19 protein-coding genes are annotated in these 18,002 nt (G+C 71.1%); 11 read left to right on the top strand and 8 right to left on the bottom strand.

Features of this window, described 5'->3' with window-relative positions:
• Position 1: 1 nt before the first annotated feature.
• From BM041_RS11835 to rpsO, 11 genes are all read left to right on the top strand, one after another.
• The gene (locus BM041_RS11835; protein WP_092959598.1) at positions 2 to 619 is read left to right on the top strand and encodes a DUF7002 family protein; all 618 of its coding nucleotides are present in this window, start codon (positions 2 to 4) and stop codon (positions 617 to 619) included.
• A gap of 143 nt (positions 620 to 762) precedes the next feature.
• Entirely contained in the window at positions 763 to 1,950 is a 1,188-nt protein-coding gene (metK, locus tag BM041_RS11830) for a methionine adenosyltransferase (protein WP_092959596.1), read from the top strand.
• Positions 1,951 to 2,021: 71 nt separating this feature from the next.
• On the top strand, positions 2,022 to 2,735 hold the full coding sequence (gene trmB, locus BM041_RS11825; protein ID WP_092959594.1) for a tRNA (guanine(46)-N(7))-methyltransferase TrmB: 714 nt from the start codon (positions 2,022 to 2,024) through the stop codon (positions 2,733 to 2,735).
• Between the two features lie 83 nt (positions 2,736 to 2,818).
• Positions 2,819 to 3,295, top strand: coding sequence for a hypothetical protein (locus BM041_RS11820; protein WP_092959592.1), 477 nt, complete (start codon positions 2,819 to 2,821; stop codon positions 3,293 to 3,295).
• Positions 3,296 to 3,452: 157 nt separating this feature from the next.
• Positions 3,453 to 4,040, top strand: coding sequence for a ribosome maturation factor RimP (gene rimP / locus BM041_RS11815; RefSeq protein WP_092959590.1), 588 nt, complete (start codon positions 3,453 to 3,455; stop codon positions 4,038 to 4,040).
• Positions 4,041 to 4,050: 10 nt separating this feature from the next.
• The gene (nusA, locus tag BM041_RS11810; protein WP_092959868.1) at positions 4,051 to 5,685 is read left to right on the top strand and encodes a transcription termination factor NusA; all 1,635 of its coding nucleotides are present in this window, start codon (positions 4,051 to 4,053) and stop codon (positions 5,683 to 5,685) included.
• A 64-nt stretch (positions 5,686 to 5,749) separates the two neighbouring features.
• Positions 5,750 to 6,442: an RNA-binding protein gene (locus tag BM041_RS11805; protein ID WP_245762041.1), complete on the top strand. Its 693-nt coding sequence runs from the start codon at positions 5,750 to 5,752 to the stop codon at positions 6,440 to 6,442.
• 123 nt (positions 6,443 to 6,565) lie between these two features.
• On the top strand, positions 6,566 to 9,574 hold the full coding sequence (gene infB / locus BM041_RS11800; RefSeq protein ID WP_092959586.1) for a translation initiation factor IF-2: 3,009 nt from the start codon (positions 6,566 to 6,568) through the stop codon (positions 9,572 to 9,574).
• Positions 9,575 to 9,659: 85 nt separating this feature from the next.
• Entirely contained in the window at positions 9,660 to 10,175 is a 516-nt protein-coding gene (gene rbfA, locus BM041_RS11795) for a 30S ribosome-binding factor RbfA (protein WP_092959584.1), read from the top strand.
• Complete coding sequence (truB, locus tag BM041_RS11790; RefSeq protein WP_092959582.1) at positions 10,172 to 11,167, top strand: tRNA pseudouridine(55) synthase TruB; 996 nt, start codon at positions 10,172 to 10,174, stop codon at positions 11,165 to 11,167. Before rbfA ends, truB begins: the two co-directional genes overlap by 4 nt.
• 31 nt (positions 11,168 to 11,198) lie before the next feature.
• The gene (gene rpsO, locus BM041_RS11785) at positions 11,199 to 11,462 is read left to right on the top strand and encodes a 30S ribosomal protein S15 (RefSeq protein ID WP_439551554.1); all 264 of its coding nucleotides are present in this window, start codon (positions 11,199 to 11,201) and stop codon (positions 11,460 to 11,462) included.
• A 142-nt stretch (positions 11,463 to 11,604) separates the two neighbouring features.
• Here rpsO and BM041_RS11780 read toward each other — a convergent pair whose 3' ends face one another.
• The 8 genes from BM041_RS11780 to BM041_RS11745 form a co-directional block, all read right to left on the bottom strand.
• Positions 11,605 to 11,799, bottom strand: a complete 195-nt coding sequence (locus BM041_RS11780; protein WP_092959578.1) for a CsbD family protein — start codon at positions 11,797 to 11,799, stop codon at positions 11,605 to 11,607.
• A gap of 84 nt (positions 11,800 to 11,883) precedes the next feature.
• Entirely contained in the window at positions 11,884 to 13,230 is a 1,347-nt protein-coding gene (locus BM041_RS11775) for an aspartate aminotransferase family protein (protein ID WP_217648694.1), read from the bottom strand.
• A gap of 5 nt (positions 13,231 to 13,235) precedes the next feature.
• The gene (locus tag BM041_RS11770; RefSeq protein ID WP_092959864.1) at positions 13,236 to 13,643 is read right to left on the bottom strand and encodes a RidA family protein; all 408 of its coding nucleotides are present in this window, start codon (positions 13,641 to 13,643) and stop codon (positions 13,236 to 13,238) included.
• Positions 13,640 to 14,761 carry a hypothetical protein gene (locus BM041_RS11765; RefSeq protein ID WP_092959576.1) on the bottom strand — a complete coding sequence of 374 codons (1,122 nt, stop codon included), beginning with the start codon at positions 14,759 to 14,761 and terminating at the stop codon, positions 13,640 to 13,642. The genes BM041_RS11770 and BM041_RS11765 overlap by 4 nt, the downstream gene beginning before the upstream one ends.
• On the bottom strand, positions 14,758 to 16,008 hold the full coding sequence (locus BM041_RS11760; protein WP_092959574.1) for a NupC/NupG family nucleoside CNT transporter: 1,251 nt from the start codon (positions 16,006 to 16,008) through the stop codon (positions 14,758 to 14,760). The genes BM041_RS11765 and BM041_RS11760 overlap by 4 nt, the downstream gene beginning before the upstream one ends.
• Positions 16,005 to 17,060, bottom strand: a complete 1,056-nt coding sequence (locus tag BM041_RS11755; protein WP_245762040.1) for a DNA recombination protein RmuC — start codon at positions 17,058 to 17,060, stop codon at positions 16,005 to 16,007. Before BM041_RS11755 ends, BM041_RS11760 begins: the two co-directional genes overlap by 4 nt.
• Before the next feature lie 13 nt (positions 17,061 to 17,073).
• Positions 17,074 to 17,682, bottom strand: coding sequence for a carbonic anhydrase (locus BM041_RS11750; RefSeq protein WP_092959572.1), 609 nt, complete (start codon positions 17,680 to 17,682; stop codon positions 17,074 to 17,076).
• A 16-nt stretch (positions 17,683 to 17,698) separates the two neighbouring features.
• A complete protein-coding gene (locus BM041_RS11745) occupies positions 17,699 to 18,001 on the bottom strand; it encodes a P-II family nitrogen regulator (RefSeq protein ID WP_092959570.1) in 303 nt (100 codons plus the stop codon).
• Position 18,002 lies beyond the last annotated feature (1 nt).

Here is an 18,002-nt window from a genome sequence, read left to right as displayed (position 1 = left end):
GATGCGGGGCTGGGACGCGGCGGCGCTGGTCGCGCGGACCGGCGGCGTCGCCTGGCACCTGACGAGCCCAGATGCCCTGCCGCTGATCCGCCGCCACGGGCTGCTCAGCGCCGCCGCCCTGGTCGCATTGTTCGAGGTACCGGAACCCGAGGCCACCAGGCTGCTGGCGGAACACCGCCCGGGTTTCACCACGCTGCGCCACCCCGTCCATGGCCTGGTCGAGCTGCGCCGCCAGAAGATGCCGGATGGCCCGCTGGCCGGCGCGCTGGCGGGCACCGGCACCAGCCCGGCGCAGTGGCGGCAGCACATCAACGGGCATGTCTTTTTCTGGCTCGACCCGGCGCGGGTCGAGGGGCTGCGCAAGGCCGATCCCGCCCGGCCGCAGGTGGCGCTGCGGATCGATCTCCGCCGGCTGCTGGACCGTCATGGGGCGGAAGCGCGGCTGACGCCCGTGAATACCGGCGCGGTCCGCCATGCCGGCCACCAGCGGAGCCTGGCCGATTGGCATCCCATCGGCGCCTATGCCGACCCGCGGGGCCGCCCACCGGTGGAGCTTGCCATCCCCGGCGGGGTGCCGGACCCGGCGGCCCTCATGCTCGACCCCCGGCCACAACCCTGACGCGATTGGCACGCCCCGGACGCGCCGACCTGCCTTGACCGCGCCATTTTGCACTGCGATACGCGCCCGTCCCGGATCCGCTGGGGCATTCTTGCCAGGCCGGGGCGTTCCGGCTCTCCCGCGACAAGAGGCCGAACCAAGCCATGCGCGACAAGGGCGAATATCTTTTCACGTCGGAGAGCGTCTCCGAGGGCCACCCGGACAAGGTGGCGGACCGCATCTCGGATACCGTGCTCGACGCCTACCTCTCGGCCGATCCCTATTCCCGCGTGGCCTGCGAGACGCTGTGCACCACCAACCGCGTGGTGCTGGCCGGTGAGACGCGTGGCCCCGGCAGCGTGACGCCGGAGCTGCTGATCCACCTGGCCCGCATGGCCATCCATGACATCGGCTACGAGCAGGACGGCTTCCACTGGAAGAACGCCCAGATCGAGTGCCACCTGCATGCGCAGTCCGCGCATATCGCGCAGGGCGTGGACGCTGCCGGCAACAAGGATGAAGGCGCCGGCGACCAGGGCATCATGTTCGGCTATGCCTGCCGCGAGACGCCGGAGCTGATGCCCGCGCCGCTCTACTACGCGCACCTGATCCTGCGCCGCGTGAGCGAGCTGCGCCGTGCCGGCGACGTCTCCGTCCAGGGCCTGCTGCCCGACGCGAAGTCCCAGGTCACGCTGCGCTATGTCGATGGCAAGCCGGTGGGCGCCACCTCCATCGTCGTCTCGACCCAGCACCAGGAACACCTGGACCAGGCCGAGATCAAGCGCATCCTGCGCCCGATCGTGGAGTCCAGCCTGCCCAAGGGCTGGATGTGCCCGGACAACGAGTTCTACGTGAACCCGACCGGCACCTTCGTCATCGGCGGGCCGGACGGCGATTGCGGCCTGACGGGCCGCAAGATCATCGTCGACACCTATGGCGGCGCGGCGCCCCATGGCGGCGGTGCCTTCTCGGGCAAGGACCCGACCAAGGTCGACCGTTCCGCCGCCTATGCCGCCCGCTACGTCGCGAAGAACGTGGTGGCCTCCGGCCTCGCGGATCGCTGCACCATCCAGGTCTCCTACGCCATCGGCGTCTCCAAGCCGCTCTCGGTCTATTTCGACCTGCACGGCACGGGCAAGGATGTGGACGAGGTGAAGCTGGCCAAGGTGATCGACGGCATGGTGAACCTGTCCCCGCGCGGGATCCGGGAGCATCTGCACCTGAACCGCCCGATCTACGTCCCGACCTCCGCCTATGGCCATTTCGGCCGGACGCCGGATGCGGAGAAGGGCACCTTCACCTGGGAAAAGACCGACCTGGCCGACGAGATCCGCCGCGCCTTCGGCCGCTGATCCCAGGCTTTGCGTGACTCGGGGGCGGCGGGCGCAGGCCTGCCGCCCCCTTCCTGTTTCCGGGGATAGCGATGACCGCCGACCGACCGCCCCTCGCCGAGGGCGTGCCCGACCGCCTCTATGGCCGCCGCCGCGGCCACCCGCTGCGGCCGCGCCAGCAGCGCCTGCTGGACGTGACGCTGCCGCGGCTGCGCCTTTCCGCCGACCAGGCAAGCGACCCGCTTTCGGCCTTCGCCATGCCGGGCGCGAAGCTCTGGCTGGAGATCGGCTTCGGCGGCGGGGAACACGCGCTGGAACAGGTCGCGGCCCACCCCGAGGTCGCCTACATCGCCTCGGAGGTCTTCGAGAATGGCCTCTGCTCCCTGCTGACGCGGCTGGTGGCGGAAGGGGAGGAAGCGACCGGCGCGCTGCCCGCCAATCTCCGCCTCTGGCCCACCGATGCCCGGCACCTGGTGCAGGCGCTGCCGGAGGGGTCGCTCGACCGGCTGATGCTGATGTTCCCGGACCCCTGGCCGAAATCGCGCCACGCCAAGCGGCGCTTCGTGCATCCGGAACTGCTGGCCCTGGTTGCCCGCGCGCTGCGGCCCGGCGGGGAATGGCGCATCGCCAGCGACGACCCGACCTACCAGGCCTGGGTGGAGGAGGTTTTCGCGGGCACCACCCTCTTCGTGCAGGCCGAGCGGCATGCGGCGGAACGGCCGGCGGGCTGGCCCGGCACGCGGTATGAGGCGAAGGCGCGGCGGGAGGGCCGGCAGCCCATCTGGTGGATCTTCCGCAAGGCCTGATCGCGCAACGGGCGTCATGGCCTCGATTGTGTGATTGTATAATTCACGCTATCGTGAGGCCCTCCTCGTTCGGGGCCCCCGCCATGCTGCCGCCGCCCGCCAATGATCGCCGCCTGCGCCGCCCGGAGGATTTCGCCGGCGAGCGTGGCGGCCATGCCCCCTGGTGCGGCCCGACCGCAGTCGCGACCGCCGCGGGCCTCGACTATGCCAGCGCCTGTGCGCTGCTCGCCCAGGTGGCGCCGGACCGTTACCCGCCGGGTCGGGAGGTGGTGACGGCCTGGTGGCGCGACCTGCTGGGCGCGCTCGGCTTGGCCGGAATCCCCGCGGAACCCCGCCCGGTGGAGGGCCGCAAGACGCTGACGCGCGCGGTGCGGGACGGGCTGCCGGCGGGCTGGTGGCTTGCCCGCGTCACCGGGCATTTCTGTCTGCTGGAGGTCGCGCGCGGCGGTGCGCGGGTCTTCGACAATCGGCTGCATGGGGAGGCCCTGTCGCCCAGCGCGCATGGCCGCCGGCGGGTGACCCACCTGGCCCGGGTGCCGACGCCGCCAGGGGCGGAATAGCGCGGGGCGCGGCGCCACGCTTGCAGCCGCATCCGCCCGGGTCTATATGGCATTCAAGAGATCGCTTTCCGACGAGACCGGGAGGTGGCCCCGAAACGGGCCGCCTTTTTTGTTGGCCGCTTCCTGTGGCCCCGGGCGCGTCGGCCTGGAATGCGCAATGGACGAAGATCAACCGCACCATGAGGGCCTGGAGGCCCGGATCGCCGCGGCGATCCTGCCGACGCTGGGGCAGCTTGGCTACGAACTCGTGCGAGTCCAGGTCAGCGGCAAGGAAAGGCCGGTGGTGCAGATCATGGCGGACCGCGCTGACCAGGCGCAGTTCCGCGTCGAGGATTGCGAGACCATCAGCCATTCCGTCGGCGCCGTGCTGGACGTGGAAGACCCGATCAAGGGCGAATGGATGCTGGAGGTTTCCTCCGCCGGCATCGACCGCCCCCTGACCCGCGCCAAGGACTGGAACCGCTTCGCCGGGCACCTGGCGACCGTGGAACTCGTCGTGCCGCAGGACGGCCGCAAGCGGTTCCGCGGCATCACGCTGGGCGCGGATGCGGAGGTGGCGCGGCTGCGGCTGGAGGATGGGACGCAGCTCGACATGCCGCGCGGCAATATCCGCCGCGCCAAGCTGGTGCTGACCGATGAACTGATCGCGGCCACCGCCGCGCCGGCCGAGGACGCCGGCGCGGAGGAGGCCCAGGACGAGGCCGCCGGGGCGCCCCCCCGCGGCCGCAAACCCAAGAGGAACTGACGCCATGGCGATGGATGTCGCGATCGCGCGCCCGGAACTCCTGCAGGTGGCCGATGCGGTCGCCCGGGAGAAGATGATCGAGCGTGACGAGGTGCTCGAGGCGATGGAGCAGGCCATCCAGAAGGCCGGCCGCGCCAAATACGGGCATGAGAAGGACATCCGCGCCACCATCGACCGCAAGAGCGGGGAGGTCCGCCTCTCCCGCTGGACGGAGGTGGTGGAAGCCGAGCCGGTCGAGAACGAGGCGACGCAGCTTTCCTTCCGCATCGCCCAGAAGATCAAGCCCGGCATCCAGATCGGTGAATTCATCGTCGACCCGCTGCCGCCCATCGATTTCGGCCGCATCGCCGCCCAGACCGCCAAGCAGGTCATCGTGCAGCGCGTGCGCGAGGTCGAGCGCAGCAAGCAGTTTCATGAATACAAGGACCGCGTCGGCGAGATCATCAACGGCGTGGTGAAGCGGACCGAATACGGGAACCTGATGGTCGATCTCGGCCGCGCGGAAGCCCTGCTGCGCCGCGACGAGACCATCCCGCGCGAAGCCTTCCGGAATGGCGACCGCGTCCGCGCCTACATCTACGACGTGCGGGAGGAACCGCGCGGCCCGCAGATCTTCCTGTCCCGCACCCATCCGGGCTTTCTCGCAAAACTGTTCGCGCAGGAAGTGCCGGAAATCTATGACGGCATCATCGAGATCAAGGCGGTGGCGCGGGACCCCGGTTCGCGCGCCAAGATGGCCGTGATCTCCCGCGACAGCTCCATCGACCCCGTCGGCGCCTGCGTCGGCATGCGCGGCTCGCGCGTGCAGGCCGTGGTGCAGGAACTGCAGGGCGAGAAGATCGACATCATCCCCTGGTCGCAGGACCAGGCCACCTTCATCGTGAACGCCCTCGCGCCCGCCGAGGTCACCAAGGTGGTGCTGGACGACGATGCGCGCCGGGTCGAGGTGGTGGTGCCGGATGACCAGCTCAGCCTGGCCATCGGCCGCCGCGGCCAGAATGTCCGCCTCGCCTCCCAGCTCACGCGCTATGACGTGGACATCCTGACGGAGGCCGAGGAATCCGAGCGCCGGCAGGAGGATTTCCGCAAGCGTTCCGGCCTCTTCGTCGAAGGGCTGGACGTCGACGACGTCATCGCCGGGCTGCTGGTGACCGAGGGCTTCGGCTCCATCGAGGACATCATCAATGTCGATGACGAGGAGCTCGCGGGCATCGAGGGCTTCGACGAGAACGTCGCGGCGGAGCTGAAGCGCCGCGCGCAGGCCTTCCTCGACAAGCGCGACCTTGAACTCGACGAGAAGCGTCGCGAGATGGGGGTGGAGGACGCGGTCGCCGAGGTGGGCGGGTTCTCCCCCGCCATGCTGGTGGCGCTGGGCGAGAAGGGCGTGAAGTCCCTCGATGACCTGGCCGACCTGGCGGGCGACGAGCTGATCGAGATCCTGGGCACGGATGCGGTGGACGAGGATACGGCGAATGCCGTGATCCTGGCCGCGCGCCAGTCCGCCGGCTGGTTCGGCGACGAGGACGTCGTCGGTGCCCTCGCCGCGCAGCAGGGTGCCGAGGAGCAGGGCGCCGACGAAGCCATCGAAGAGGGTGCCACCGAGGACGCCGCGGATGGGGAGCAGGGCGACGAACGCAACGCCTGACACCGCGCCGCACCCGGCCCAGGCCGGGGTCCCGGCGACGCTGATCGAGGATCAGGCTGCCCTCGTGGCGGCCGGGCCCGCGGTTTGTGCGGAGGATGACCTCGCGGATGACGCGGAGGAACCCGAGAAGGGTCCGCTGCGTCGCTGCTTGGTCACGCGCGAACGGCTGCCGAAGGAGGCGATGCTGCGCTTCGTGCTGTCGCCCGACCGTCTGGTGGTCTGCGATCTGGCCGGGCGCCTGCCGGGCCGGGGAATGTGGTTGAGCGCGAAGGCCGATGTGATAGAACGTGCCACGGCCCGTGGTGCCTTTGCCAAGGCCGCACGCGGTTCGGTGCACGTGCCCCCTGACCTTCGCGCGCGGATCGAGGACGGCCTACGGGGGCGCGTCCGCGACCTCATCGGCTTCGCCCGTCGCGCCGGGCAGGCTGTCAGTGGCTGGCAGGCGGCGCGGGAAGTGTTGCAGGCCGGCCAGGCCGGCCTTGTGGTCCAGGCTTCCGATGGAAGCCTGGCGGAGCGGGAACGGCTCCTCGGCTTGCGGCGGGTCGCCTCGGTGGCGCCGCTGAACGCGGAGGAGCTGGGGGCGCTGTTCGGACGGGACCGGGCGGTGCATGTTGTCATCGCGCCAGGAAAGCTGGCGGACGGAATCGCGGCGGAAGCCGCACGGCTCGCGGGCGTTGCCGCCGCGGGGCCAAGACAGGGGGACGCGCCGGGCGCGCCGCCCGAGGCGACACCCCCCCCGGCCACAGCCGGGGACTGAATACCGCGCTCCGGTTCGCCGGGGCGGGGACCGACTTCACCCGCGCTTGCGCGGACTGCACAGGGTGCCGCGTTCAACACGCGGCTAGACATGACGGACGAGAGATCGGGTTCGGATCGGCGGATGAGCGACCAGAACGACCAGGATGCGGCAAAGGGCCGGCTTTCCCTCCGGCCCGGCGGCCGCCTGGAGCTGGGCAAGACGGTGGACGCTGGCAGCGTGCGCCAGTCCTTCAGCCATGGCCGCAGCAAGGTGGTGCAGGTGGAGGTGCTGAAGAAGCGCGCCCCCACCGCACCCGTGGCACCGGCAAAGCCGGGTGCCGCGCCAGCGGCGGCAGCGCCGGCCGGAGCCCAGCCCAGCGGGCCTCGCCCCGCCGTGGGTGGGCCGCCTCGGTCGGGCAATGCCGCGCCGGCGGGCAAGCCGCCCGCCGCGGCCGGCCGCCCGCTGACGCAGGCGGAAGTCGCCATGCGCCAGCGCGTGCTGGAGGAGCAGCGCCGCGTCGAGGCGCAGCGCCAGCGCGAGGAGCGGGAGCGCCAGGCGCTCCAGCTGCGCTCCGCCGCCGAGGAAGCGGCCCGCCGCGCCGAGGAAGACCGGCGCCGCGCCGAGGATGAGGAACGGCTTGCCGCCGAGGAGGCGCGCCGCGCTGCCGAGGAAGCGCGCCGTGCGCCCCCGCCGCCGCCGCCGCCGCCCGCCGCGTCTGAGGACAGCGCCCCCGTGGCCGCTGCCCCGGTCGCGACGCCGCAGCCCCAGCCCGTGGCACCGCCGCCGCCCCGTCCGCAGGCCCCGCCCGCGCCGATGGCGCGCCGGCCGGATGCGCCCCCCCCGCCGCGCCGCGATGCGCCGCCGCCCCGCCAGGGCGATGGCCCGTCCCGCGATGGGCCGCGCGACGGTGCCCGCCCGGGCTTCGGCGCCCGCCCCGGCTATGGCGATCGTGCCGGCGGCCCGCCGCGCCCGATGGCACCGCCGCTGCGCTCCGGCCGCCCCGGCCCGGTGCCGTCCTCGATCGGCCCGCGCCGTCCGGCCGGCCCGCCCGGCGCACCGCCGAACGTGGCGCCGAACGTGCCGCCCGCCGATGTGCCGGCCGCCAAGCTGACGCTGAAGGCCCGCGCGCCGCGGGAGGATGACGAGGACGCCCGTCCCGTCCGCCGCCCCGGCATGGTCGGCCCGCCCGGCGCCAAGAAGCCCGTGGCGCCGCCGCCCAAGAAGACGCTGACGCCGTCCGACCGGCGCCGCGACACCCGCATCGACGTCAATGCGGCGATCGAGGGCGAGGATGAGCGCACGCGCTCCATCGCCTCCGTCCGCCGTGCGCGTGAACGTGAGCGCCGGCAGCAGGAGCTGGCGCGCCTGCGCTCCGGCGCCGAGCGCGTCGTGCGTGACGTGGTGGTGCCGGAAACCATCACCGTCCAGGAACTGGCGAACCGCATGGCCGCGCGTGGCGGCGAAGTGGTGAAGGCCCTGTTCCGCATGGGCGTGATGGCGACGCTGACCCAGTCGATCGACGCCGACACGGCCGAACTCATCGTCCAGGAATTCGGCCACCGCGTGAAGCGCGTGGCGGAAGGCGATGTCGAGATCGGCATCGAGGGCGACGAGGACACGGATGTTGACCTGGAGCCCCGCGCCCCGGTCGTCACCATCATGGGCCATGTCGACCACGGCAAGACGAGCCTGCTGGACGCGCTGCGCAAGGCCGATGTGGCCGCGCACGAGGCCGGCGGCATCACGCAGCATATCGGTGCCTACCAGGTGACGATCCCCACGGGGCAGAAGGTCACCTTCATCGATACGCCGGGCCACGCGGCCTTCACCGCCATGCGCGCCCGTGGCGCCAGCGTGACCGACATGGTCGTGCTGGTCGTGGCGGCCGATGACGGCGTGATGCCCCAGACGATCGAGGCGATCAGCCACGCCAAGGCGGCCGGCGTCCCGATCATCGTGGCCATCAACAAGATCGACAAGCCGGGCGTCCGCCCCGAACGCGTGAAGCAGGAACTGCTGCAGCACGAGATCGTGGTGGAAAGCCTGGGCGGCGAGACGCAGGAGATCGAGGTCTCCGCCACCCAGAAGCTGAACCTCGACAAGCTGCTCGAGGCCATCACGCTGCAGGCGGAAATCCTGGACCTGCGCGCCAATCCGGACCGCGCGGCGGAAGGCACCGTGATCGAAAGCCGCCTCGACCGCGGCCGTGGCCCGGTGGCGACGGTGCTGGTCCAGAAGGGCACGCTGAAGACGGGCGACATCGTCGTGGCCGGCGCCGAATGGGGCCGGGTGCGCGCGATGCTGGACGACAAGACGCGCCAGGTGAAGGAAGCCGGCCCGTCCCTGCCGGTCGAGATCCTCGGCCTGTCGGGCGTTCCCACCGCCGGCGAGAACTTCGTCGCGGTGAAGGACGAGACGCAGGCCCGCGAGATCTCGGAGTTCCGCACGCGGAAGCTGCGGGAGAAGCAGGTGGCGGCGATCACCGCCGGCCGAGGCAGCCTGGCCGACATGCTGGCCCGAATCCAGGCGGGCGCGCAGAAGGAAGTGGCCGTCGTCTGCAAGGCCGACGTGCAGGGCAGCGCGGAAGCCATCGGCGTCACGCTCGGCAAGCTCGGCAACGACGAGGTGCGGGTCCGTGTCCTGCACAGCGCCGTCGGCCAGATCACCGAAAGCGACATCCAGCTCGCCAAGGCGTCCAACGCCGTCATCGTCGCCTTCAACGTCCGGGCCACCACCCAGGCGCGGGAACTGGCGACGCGCGACGGCGTCGAGATCCGCTACTACTCCATCATCTACGAGGTGGCGGACGACATCGAGGAACTGGTGCGCGGCAAGCTGGCGCCGGTGCAGCGGGAGAAGTTCCTGGGCTACGCCCAGATCCTGCAGGTCTTCGAGGTCAAGCGCATCGGCAATGTCGCGGGCTGCCGCATCACCGAAGGCGTGGTCAAGCGCGGCTGCGGCGTCCGCCTGCTGCGCGATGGCACCGTCATCCACCAGGGCGAGCTCAGCACGCTGCGCCGCTTCAAGGATGACGTGAAGGAAGTGACCAACGGCTACGAATGCGGCATGTCCTTCGTCAACTACAACGACATCCGCGTCGGCGACCAGATCGAGTGCTACGAGACCGAGACGGTCGCCGGCACGCTCTGACGCACCAGGCCTGGGCCAGGAAGGGGGCGCGGCGGACACGCCGCGCCCCTTTGCTTTGCCCGTTCGATTGTTGAGGAATCCCAGCATGGCCCGCCGAACCGGGGATGCGACTACGACCGACAAGCGCCGCGACGACCGCGGCACCGAACGCCGCGCGAGCAAGCCCGCCGCGAAGCGCGACGCACCGCAAGGCCCGTCCCAGCGCCAACTCCGCGTGGCGGAGGAGGTGCGCCACGCCCTCGCCGCCATCTTCGCGCGGGAGGAATTCCGCGACCCCGACCTGGCCGGGTTGCAGGTGACGGTGACGGAGGTTCGCGCCTCCCCCGACCTGCGGCACATGACGGCCTTCGTCAGCGGGCTGGGGAAGGATTTGACCGCGGCGCAGCATGCCGGGCTGAAGCGCGTCGCGCCCTATCTGCGGACGCTGGTGAGCCGCGCGGTGCGGCTGCGCTTCGCGCCGGACCTGCATTTCCAGCCCGACACCGCGCTCGACTACGCCATGCACATCAACAAGGTCATGCAGCGGCCGGAGGTTCTGCAGGACCTCGCACCGAAGCCCGCTGCCAAATCCGACGACCGCCAGGACAACGACCCATCGTGAGCCCGCCCAACCGCCACCGCCCCCACAAGAAGCCGAAGGGCCGCGTGCTCGATGGCTGGCTGATCGTGGACAAGCCCTCCGGCATCGGCTCCACCGATGTGGTCAACAAGGTGAAGCGCGCCTTCCAGGCGCAGAAGGCGGGCCATGGCGGCACGCTGGACCCGCTGGCGACCGGCCTTCTGCCGGTGGCCTTTGGTGCCGCCACCAAGACCGTCCCCTACGTCATGGACGGGACCAAGAGCTACCACTTCACCCTGAAGTTCGGGGAGGCGCGGGACACCGACGACGCCGATGGCAAGGTGACAGCGACCAGCGATGTGCGGCCCACGGATGCGGAGATCGAGGCCGTGCTGCCCGCCTTCCGCGGCGACATCATGCAGGTGCCCCCCGCCTATTCCGCCATCAAGATCGGCGGCGAGCGCGCCTATGACCTGGCCCGCGAAGGCCAGGTGGTGGAGATCGCACCGCGCCCCGCGCGGATCGACCGCTTCGACCTGATCGAGCGCCCGGACATCGACACCGCCATCTTCCATGTCGAAAGCGGCAAGGGTGTCTACATGCGCTCACTGGCGCGCGACGTGGCAAAGGCGGTGGGCTCGGTCGGGCACATAACGGCGCTACGGCGCCTGCGGGTCGGGCCTTTCCGGCAGGAACACGCGATTTCGCTGGACAGCCTGCTCGGAACCGGCGATACGCCTCTCCCTTCCCCGGACCTCCTTCTTCCCGTGACGACCGCGCTGGCCGACATCCCGGCACTGGCCGTCAATGGAGAGGAGGCCGCCCGCCTCATGCAGGGCCAGGCGATCAGCCTGGTGGACCTCATGGGCAGGATTCCCCGCGAAGCGGACCCCGAAGGGGGGCTGTTGCGCGCGATGGCGGGGGAGCGTCTCCTCGGCCTGTGCCGGCTGGAAGGCGGTTGGATGCAGCCCGAGCGGCTGATCCAGCTCGGCCATCCCGACGGCCCTTGGATCCAGGTCAGGGACGAGACTTAACCCCTACCTGGAAGGACACACGATGTCGGTCATGACGGCAGAGGCCCGCGCGGCCCTGATCAAGGAATACGCCACCAAGCCGGGCGACACCGGCAGCCCGGAGGTCCAGGTCGCCCTGATCTCCGCGCGCGTCGCCATGCTGACGGAGCACCTGAAGGCCCACCCGAAGGACTTCCACAGCCGGCGCGGCCTGCTGGTGCTGGTCGGCCAGCGCCGCGGCCTGCTGGACTACGTGAAGAAGAAGGACGTGAAGCGCTACGAGAGCCTGATCGGGCGCCTCGGGCTGCGTCGCTGAACCTTTCCGCCGCAAGGCGGGCGTGAGAAAGGCCCGGGGAGGCGACTCCCCGGGCCTTTTTTGCGTCCGGTACGCCGGGGAAGGCGCTGCCTTCCCCGGACCCCAACCGCCAGGAGGCAGAGCCCCCTGGACCATCGTCAGATCAGACGCGGTCCTTGCCGTCCACGGCGTCACGCGCCGCGTCCTTGGCGCCGCCGACGGCGCTCTGGGCCTTGCCCTTCGCCTTGTCGGCCATGCCCTCGGCCTGCAGCTTCGCGTCGCCGGTCAACTCACCGACGCCCTGCTTGATGCTGCCCTTGGCCTGGTTGGCGGCGCCCGAAATCCGGTCCTTGTCCATGGTCGCGTTCTCCTCTTTCCCGGCCACAATGGCCGGTTCGGGGATGAAAACGCGCGTCCAGGCGGGCGGTTCCGGCGTAATACTTCAACCGCTTGGCGGAAGCCCGGCGATGGCGGCGTCCACCGCATCCCCGAAGCGGGCGACGATCGCCTCGATATCCGCGGGCCTGGCGATGTAGGGGGGCGAGAGGATCACATGGTCCCCCCGCTTGCCATCGATGGTGCCGGCCATGGGGTAGCAGGCCAGGCCGCGCTCATAGGCCTCCCGCTTGATGCGCTCATTGAGTTTCAGCGCGGGGTCGAACACCGCCTTGCTGGCGCGGTCGGCGACGAATTCGGCGCACCAGAACAGGCCGCGGCCGCGAATATCCCCGACATGGCGATGATTGCCGAGCCGCTCGACCAAGCGCTGTTCCAGCAGCGCGCCCATGGCGCGGACATTCTCCAGCAGCCCTTCCTCCCGGATCACCTGCTGCACGGCCAGCGCCGCGGCACTGGCGATGGGATGGGCCTGGTAGGTGTGGCCATGCATGAAGCCGCCGGAGCCGTCGCGCAGCGCGTCGATGATCTTCGCGCCGATCATGATGCCGCCGATCGGCTGGTAGCCCCCGCCGAGGCCCTTGGCGACCACCTGGATATCGGGCGGCACGCCCTCCTGCTCCCACGCATGCATGGTGCCGGTGCGGCCCATGCCGGACATCACCTCATCCAATATCAGCAGCGCGCCATGGCGGTCGCAGATGGCGCGGACGGCCTGGAAATAGCCGGGCAGGGCCGCGACGCAGCCGAGCGTGGCACCCACCACCGGCTCCGCGATGAACGCCGCGACGGTATCGGGGCCGAGGGACTGGAACTGCGCCTCCAGCTCCGCCGCCAGGCGGGCGACGTATTGCGCGTCACTCTCATCGTCGCGGCGGTCGCGATAGGCGTAGCAGGCGGAGACGTGGTGGAAGGCGTCGGACAGGATCGGCTGGTAGATCGCGCGCCGCATCATGTTCCCGCCGGCGGCCAGCGCGCCGAGCGTGTTGCCGTGATAGCTCTGCCTGCGGGCGATGAAGTTTCGGCGGTTCGGCTGGCCGATCTCGACGAAGTACTGGCGGGCCAGCTTCAGCGCGGCCTCCACGCCCTCGGAGCCTGAGGAGCAGAGATACAGGTGGGTCAGGCCACCGGGCTCACCCTCCAGCACCATATCAGCCAGTTGTTCCGCCGGTTCGCAGGAATAGAGCGCGGTATGGGCATAGCTGAGGCGGTCCATCTGCGCGCGCATCGCCTCCAGCACGCGGGGATGACCATGGCCGAGGCAGGCCACGGCGGCGCCGCCGGAGCCGTCGATGACGGCCTTGCCGTTGCTGTCATGGATCAGCATTCCCTGCCCCGTCAGGGCCAGCGGCGGATCGATGCGCAGATTGCGCTGGAGAAGGCGGGAACGCATGGCGGTCAGTCTCCGGCCACGGCCCGATCGGGCCGCTTGTCTTCGATAGCGATGCAGGAAAAGGCGACGCGGGCCTCGGTCGGCACGCCGAAGCGCGCCGTGTGGCGGGCGGGCAGCCCCTTCGGGAAGTGCTTCACATATTCGGCGTTGAGCGCGGCGTAGTCGGCGGGATCGGTGATGAGCATCGTCACCTGCACCACGCGCTCCAGGCTGGACGCGGCCTCCGCCAGGATGCGCGCCACCTCCGCCAGTGCGTTCCGAACCTCCTCCGCCGGCGTCGCGCCGCGATGGATGCCGCGGGCGGGGTCGTGCGGCGCGGAATGGCCGGAGACGAAGACCAGGCCGCCAGCGCGCGTGGCGCGGCTGAAGGGGCGCGGGCTGCCGGGTTCCGGCTGTTCGATGAAGGAGATCATGGCGTGGCATCCTGGCGCGTCGGCGCCGCCGCGTCACGCCGCAACCCGTCGAGCGCGACGAAGAGCGCGGCCTCGGCCGCGGCGGCATCGGGCAGGGCGCGCAGCACCAGCCTTGCGGGATGGCCCTCCGCATCCCGGTCCCGCGCATGTCTCACCGCCAGGCTGCCGGCCCCGGCCAGCGGCCAGCTGCGCTCGATGCGCTCGATCACACCCAGCGGCCAGGTCGTCCTGATGCCCCGGGCCGGGCGGCGGTCCAGCACGATGACGCGCTCCGTCGTGACGCCGTAGGCGGTGAAGGACGCCCGGCGCCAGGCGAGCCCCGGCGCCACCAGCAGGAAGGCGCCGTAGCCGATGGCCATGGGATCGCTGAACTGGTCGCCGAGCAGCGCGACGAAGACCGGGGAGAGGAAGAACAGGATCAGCACCGAGGGCACCAGCGTGGCCCAGGCATAGGCGGCACGGTCGGGCTGCGCGGCCCAGAGCAGCGCCTCGCCAGGCCGGAGCGTCGGATCGAACAGCGCCTGCAGGGCCGGCGCCGGCCCTGGCGCGTCGTGCATGGTCGGCCGGGGCGCCGCGACCAACGCATGGACCGCGGCCTGCGCGCCGATGTCGTCCTGGATCGCGAAGAACCGGACCAGCGCCCCGCCGGCGCCAGCCGGCTGTCCCGACGGCGCGGGGCGCAGGATATCGAGGCAGCCGGTCGCCTCCGCGCCGCGCTTGTTGGCCCGCTCCGTCCCCCAGATGCGCGCGGGCAGGTAGCTGTGCAGGCTGCCGATGACCGGCAGGCGCATCACTTCCAGCACCCGGCGGTCCGTGACCGCATAGGCGGTGCGACGGACGGCCATCATCAGGCCCGGGAGCGCCAAGCTCATCGCGATGCCGACGAACAGGAAGACGGCCCATGCCGCCCACCGCGTCGCCGGGTCGTCGACCGGAACATTGTTGATGAAGATTGGGCCGTCGAAGGGCGCCCGCGCGACCATCACCGTCCAGAAGATGCCGAACAGCGACAGGCCGATGCCCCAGCCGATCCCCTCCGTGGCACGGGGCCGGCCGTGCCAGCAGACCTCCTCCCCCGGCAGCAGCACCTGGCGGAGCGCGGCCGGCGGCTCCGTCACGGCGCGACCAGCATCCCCACCACCGCGCCCGTCATGCAGCAGGCGATCATCGCCGCCACCAGCGCGGGCAGCCCCAGCCGGACGATATCCGCGCGCCGTTCCGGCACCATCGCCGTCATCCCCCCCAGCATGATGCCGACGGAGCCGAAATTGGTGAAGCCGCAGAGCGCATAGGTCAGGATCAGCCGCGAGCGCCCGTCCAGCCCCTGCCCGCCACTGGTCGCGAGCTGGAGGTAGGAGACGAACTCATTCACCACGACCTTGATGCCGAGCGACTGCGCGACGGTGCCGACGTGTTCCAGCGGCACGCCCATGGCAAAGGCCAGCGGCCAGAACAGCCAGGCCGCGATGACCTGCAAGGTGAGGCCCGTGACGGGTTCCAGCACCATGTTCACCAGCGCCACCAGCGCCACGAAGACGATCAGCATGGCCATGATGCCGAACAGCAATTGCAGCCCATCCATCGTGCCGCGGACCACCGCCTCCATCGCGCTGTCGTAGAGGCGGGGGGCCTCGGCCTGCTCCCCGGCATCCGGCACCTCGCCGGGTCGGGGCGGGATCATCAGCAGCGCGGCGACGATGGAAGCGGGGGCGGCGATCAGCGACGCCACCAGCAGCTGCCCCGCCGCATCCGGCACGACGGGGGCGATCATGAAGGCATAGACCACCAGCATGTTGCCGCTGATGGTGGCCAACCCCGCCGTCATCACCACGAACATCTCGCTGGTCGTCAGCCGGGCCAGCCAGGGGCGGATCAGCAGCGGCGCCTCCACCATGCCGACGAAGACATTGGCGGCGACGGAAAAGCCCGTGGCGCCGCCGATGCCGAGTGTTCCCGAGAGCACCTTCGCCAGGGCGGCGACGACCACCGGCAGGATGCGCCAGTGGTAGAGCAGGGCGGACAGCGCACCCACGACCAGCACCAGCGGCAGGCCCTGGAAGAACAGGATGAAGCCCGCGCCGGGGAAGGGCTCCGCGAAGGGCAGCGGGCCACCGCCGAGATAGCCGAAGACCAGGGTGGTGCCTTCCTTCGTCGCCGCCGCCAGCGCATCCACCGCGCGGCCGATCAGCGCGAAGGCGGCACGCAGCGGCGCGATGTGCAGCAGCGCGGCCGCCAGCACGATCTGCAACACGAGCCCCGCCAGGATCACCCGCCAGGGCACCCCCCGCCGGCACCCGCCCAGCACCCAGGCCAGCAGCGCCAGGGCCAGCAGGCCAAGGCCGGATTGGATCTGCAACGCACTCATTCCGCGGCCTTTCGAGGGGTCTCATCGGGGATGTCGAGGGCGCGGATCGCATCGCCGCGGCGCGCGATCTTCTCCGCCGTGACCTCGATATCCCGCATGTCCTGCGCCATGGCGGCGTAGTGGCCGCGCAGCGCGCCGACGCGGCGTTCGAGGCGCGAGGTCTCCTCCGCCAGCGCCTCCACCTGCTGGCGGATGCGCCGCGCCTCATCCTGCAGGCGCGCATCGCGCAACAGGCCGCGCATGGTGTTGAGCACGGCCCAGAAGCTGGACGGGCCCACGATATGCACGCCGCGCCGCGCGGCCTCCGCGAACAGGTCGCCATGCTGCGCCAGAAGCGCCGCGTGGATGGCCTCCGAGGGCAGGAACATCAGCGCGCCTTCCGCCGTCTCCCCGGGGATCAGGTATTTTTTCGAGATATCATCGACGTGCCGGCGGATATCGGCGGCGAAGCGGCGGGCGGCCTGCGCGCGCGACGTCACATCCGGCGCATCCTGCATCGCCGCCCAGGCTTCGAGGGGGAACTTGCTGTCCACCGCGATCGGGCCGGGCGGGAAGGGCAGGCGGATCAGGCAGTCGCAGCGCGTGCCGTTGGACAGGGTGTGCTGCCAGGCGAAGCCCGATGGCGGCAGCCGGTCCTGCACCAGGTCGCGCAGCTGCACCTCCCCCAATGCCCCGCGCGCCTGCTTGTTGCCGAGCACGGCAGCGAGCGACGTCACCTGCCCGCCCAGCGCCTCGATGTTCTGCCGCGCGCTGTCGATCACGGAAAGCCGCTGCTGGATGGCGCTGGCCGTGGCCTGGGTGCGTTCCGCCGCCACGTCCAGCCGCTGGCCGAGCGCGCGTTCCTGTTCCCGCATCCGTTCGTCGGTGCGGGCGGCGAGGCGTTCCTGCGCGGCGGTGATGGCATCCAGCGTGGCCGCGATGCGGTCCATGCGTTCGGCGGCGCGGCCGCGCAGCGCCAGCATCAGCAGCAGCACCGCCAGGGCGGCGACGCCCGCGATCAGCGCGATGGGCAGCCAGTCCGGCACCGGAATCCCCCGATTCGTCGGTGCCATCCTGCCATGGCGATCACGCCGGCGCGAAACGCCCTTGCGCGTCCATCAGCACCAGGCGGCCCGTCGCCACGCCGAAATGCGCGCCATGCAGCGCGAGCGTGCCCGCCTCCACCGCCTCCGCCACCCAGGGAAAGGTCAGGAGGTTGGCGAGGGAGATGCGGACGGCCTCATGCTCGCAGGCCTCCTGCGCCGCTTCCGGCGTGTCGCAGCGCAGGCCGGCGTCGCGCGCGCGGGCCGCGATGTTGATCCAGCCCGCGATGAAGTCCCCGGCTTCCACCGGGACGCCTTCGCGCAGCGCGCGGATGCCGCCGCACAGCGCATGGCCCATCACGACCAGGTCCTTCACCCCCAGCACGCGGACCGCGAATTCCACCGCCGCGCTGGTGCCGTGGAAGGCGGCGTCCGGCATGTAGGGTGGGACAAGGTTCGCGACGTTGCGGACGATGAACAGCTCCCCCGGCGCCGCCGCGAAGATCATCTGCGGGTCCACGCGGCTGTCGGAGCAGGCGATGATCATGGTGCGCGGCCGCTGGCCCTGCGCGGCCAGGGCCTCGAACCGCGCGCGCTGCTGCGGCCAGGTGTCTTCCCGGAAGCGCCGATACCCGTCGAGCAGGCGCTGCATCGGCACGAGCCCCTGTTCAGAAATGGTCGGCGCGCAGGACGGTGCAGTCGGTGATGCTGACAATGGCCGGGCGCGCGCCCAGCAATTCGTCACTGGCGTCCAGCACGCGTGCCGTCACCGCCTCACTCGCGATGCAGACGATGACGACGTTGTCGAGCACGCCGGACAGATCGCCGCCGAGCCGCACGCCCCGCCGCCCGCGGCCGGACAGCACGGGCAGGATGGTCCAGCCCGTGGCGCCAAGGCGGTCGAGCAGGTCCGTGACGTCATCGGCGCGGACGCGCTCCACGACGATCTCGATGCGCTTGCGGTGATGCATG

Origin of the sequence: Falsiroseomonas stagni DSM 19981, from assembly GCF_900114315.1 — a bacterium.
GTDB lineage: Bacteria > Pseudomonadota > Alphaproteobacteria > Acetobacterales > Acetobacteraceae > Falsiroseomonas > Falsiroseomonas stagni.
This window is presented reverse-complemented; position numbering and strand designations above follow the sequence as displayed.

Excerpts from the sequence above, each read along its gene's own strand:
- BM041_RS11760 (WP_092959574.1), bottom strand. The coding sequence starts at position 16,008 with ATGAGTGCGTTGCAGATCCAATCCGGCCTTGGCCTGCTGGCCCTGGCG.
- rpsO (WP_439551554.1), top strand. The coding sequence starts at position 11,199 with ATGACGGCAGAGGCCCGCGCGGCCCTGATCAAGGAATACGCCACCAAG.
- BM041_RS11820 (WP_092959592.1), top strand. The coding sequence starts at position 2,819 with ATGCTGCCGCCGCCCGCCAATGATCGCCGCCTGCGCCGCCCGGAGGAT.
- BM041_RS11770 (WP_092959864.1), bottom strand. The coding sequence starts at position 13,643 with ATGATCTCCTTCATCGAACAGCCGGAACCCGGCAGCCCGCGCCCCTTC.
- BM041_RS11755 (WP_245762040.1), bottom strand. The coding sequence starts at position 17,060 with ATGGCACCGACGAATCGGGGGATTCCGGTGCCGGACTGGCTGCCCATC.
- infB (WP_092959586.1), top strand. The coding sequence starts at position 6,566 with ATGAGCGACCAGAACGACCAGGATGCGGCAAAGGGCCGGCTTTCCCTC.
- rbfA (WP_092959584.1), top strand. The coding sequence starts at position 9,660 with ATGGCCCGCCGAACCGGGGATGCGACTACGACCGACAAGCGCCGCGAC.
- trmB (WP_092959594.1), top strand. The coding sequence starts at position 2,022 with ATGACCGCCGACCGACCGCCCCTCGCCGAGGGCGTGCCCGACCGCCTC.
- rimP (WP_092959590.1), top strand. The coding sequence starts at position 3,453 with ATGGACGAAGATCAACCGCACCATGAGGGCCTGGAGGCCCGGATCGCC.
- BM041_RS11745 (WP_092959570.1), bottom strand. The coding sequence starts at position 18,001 with ATGCATCACCGCAAGCGCATCGAGATCGTCGTGGAGCGCGTCCGCGCC.
- BM041_RS11780 (WP_092959578.1), bottom strand. The coding sequence starts at position 11,799 with ATGGACAAGGACCGGATTTCGGGCGCCGCCAACCAGGCCAAGGGCAGC.
- BM041_RS11835 (WP_092959598.1), top strand. The coding sequence starts at position 2 with ATGCGGGGCTGGGACGCGGCGGCGCTGGTCGCGCGGACCGGCGGCGTC.
- nusA (WP_092959868.1), top strand. The coding sequence starts at position 4,051 with ATGGATGTCGCGATCGCGCGCCCGGAACTCCTGCAGGTGGCCGATGCG.
- metK (WP_092959596.1), top strand. The coding sequence starts at position 763 with ATGCGCGACAAGGGCGAATATCTTTTCACGTCGGAGAGCGTCTCCGAG.
- BM041_RS11775 (WP_217648694.1), bottom strand. The coding sequence starts at position 13,230 with ATGCGTTCCCGCCTTCTCCAGCGCAATCTGCGCATCGATCCGCCGCTG.
- BM041_RS11750 (WP_092959572.1), bottom strand. The coding sequence starts at position 17,682 with ATGCAGCGCCTGCTCGACGGGTATCGGCGCTTCCGGGAAGACACCTGG.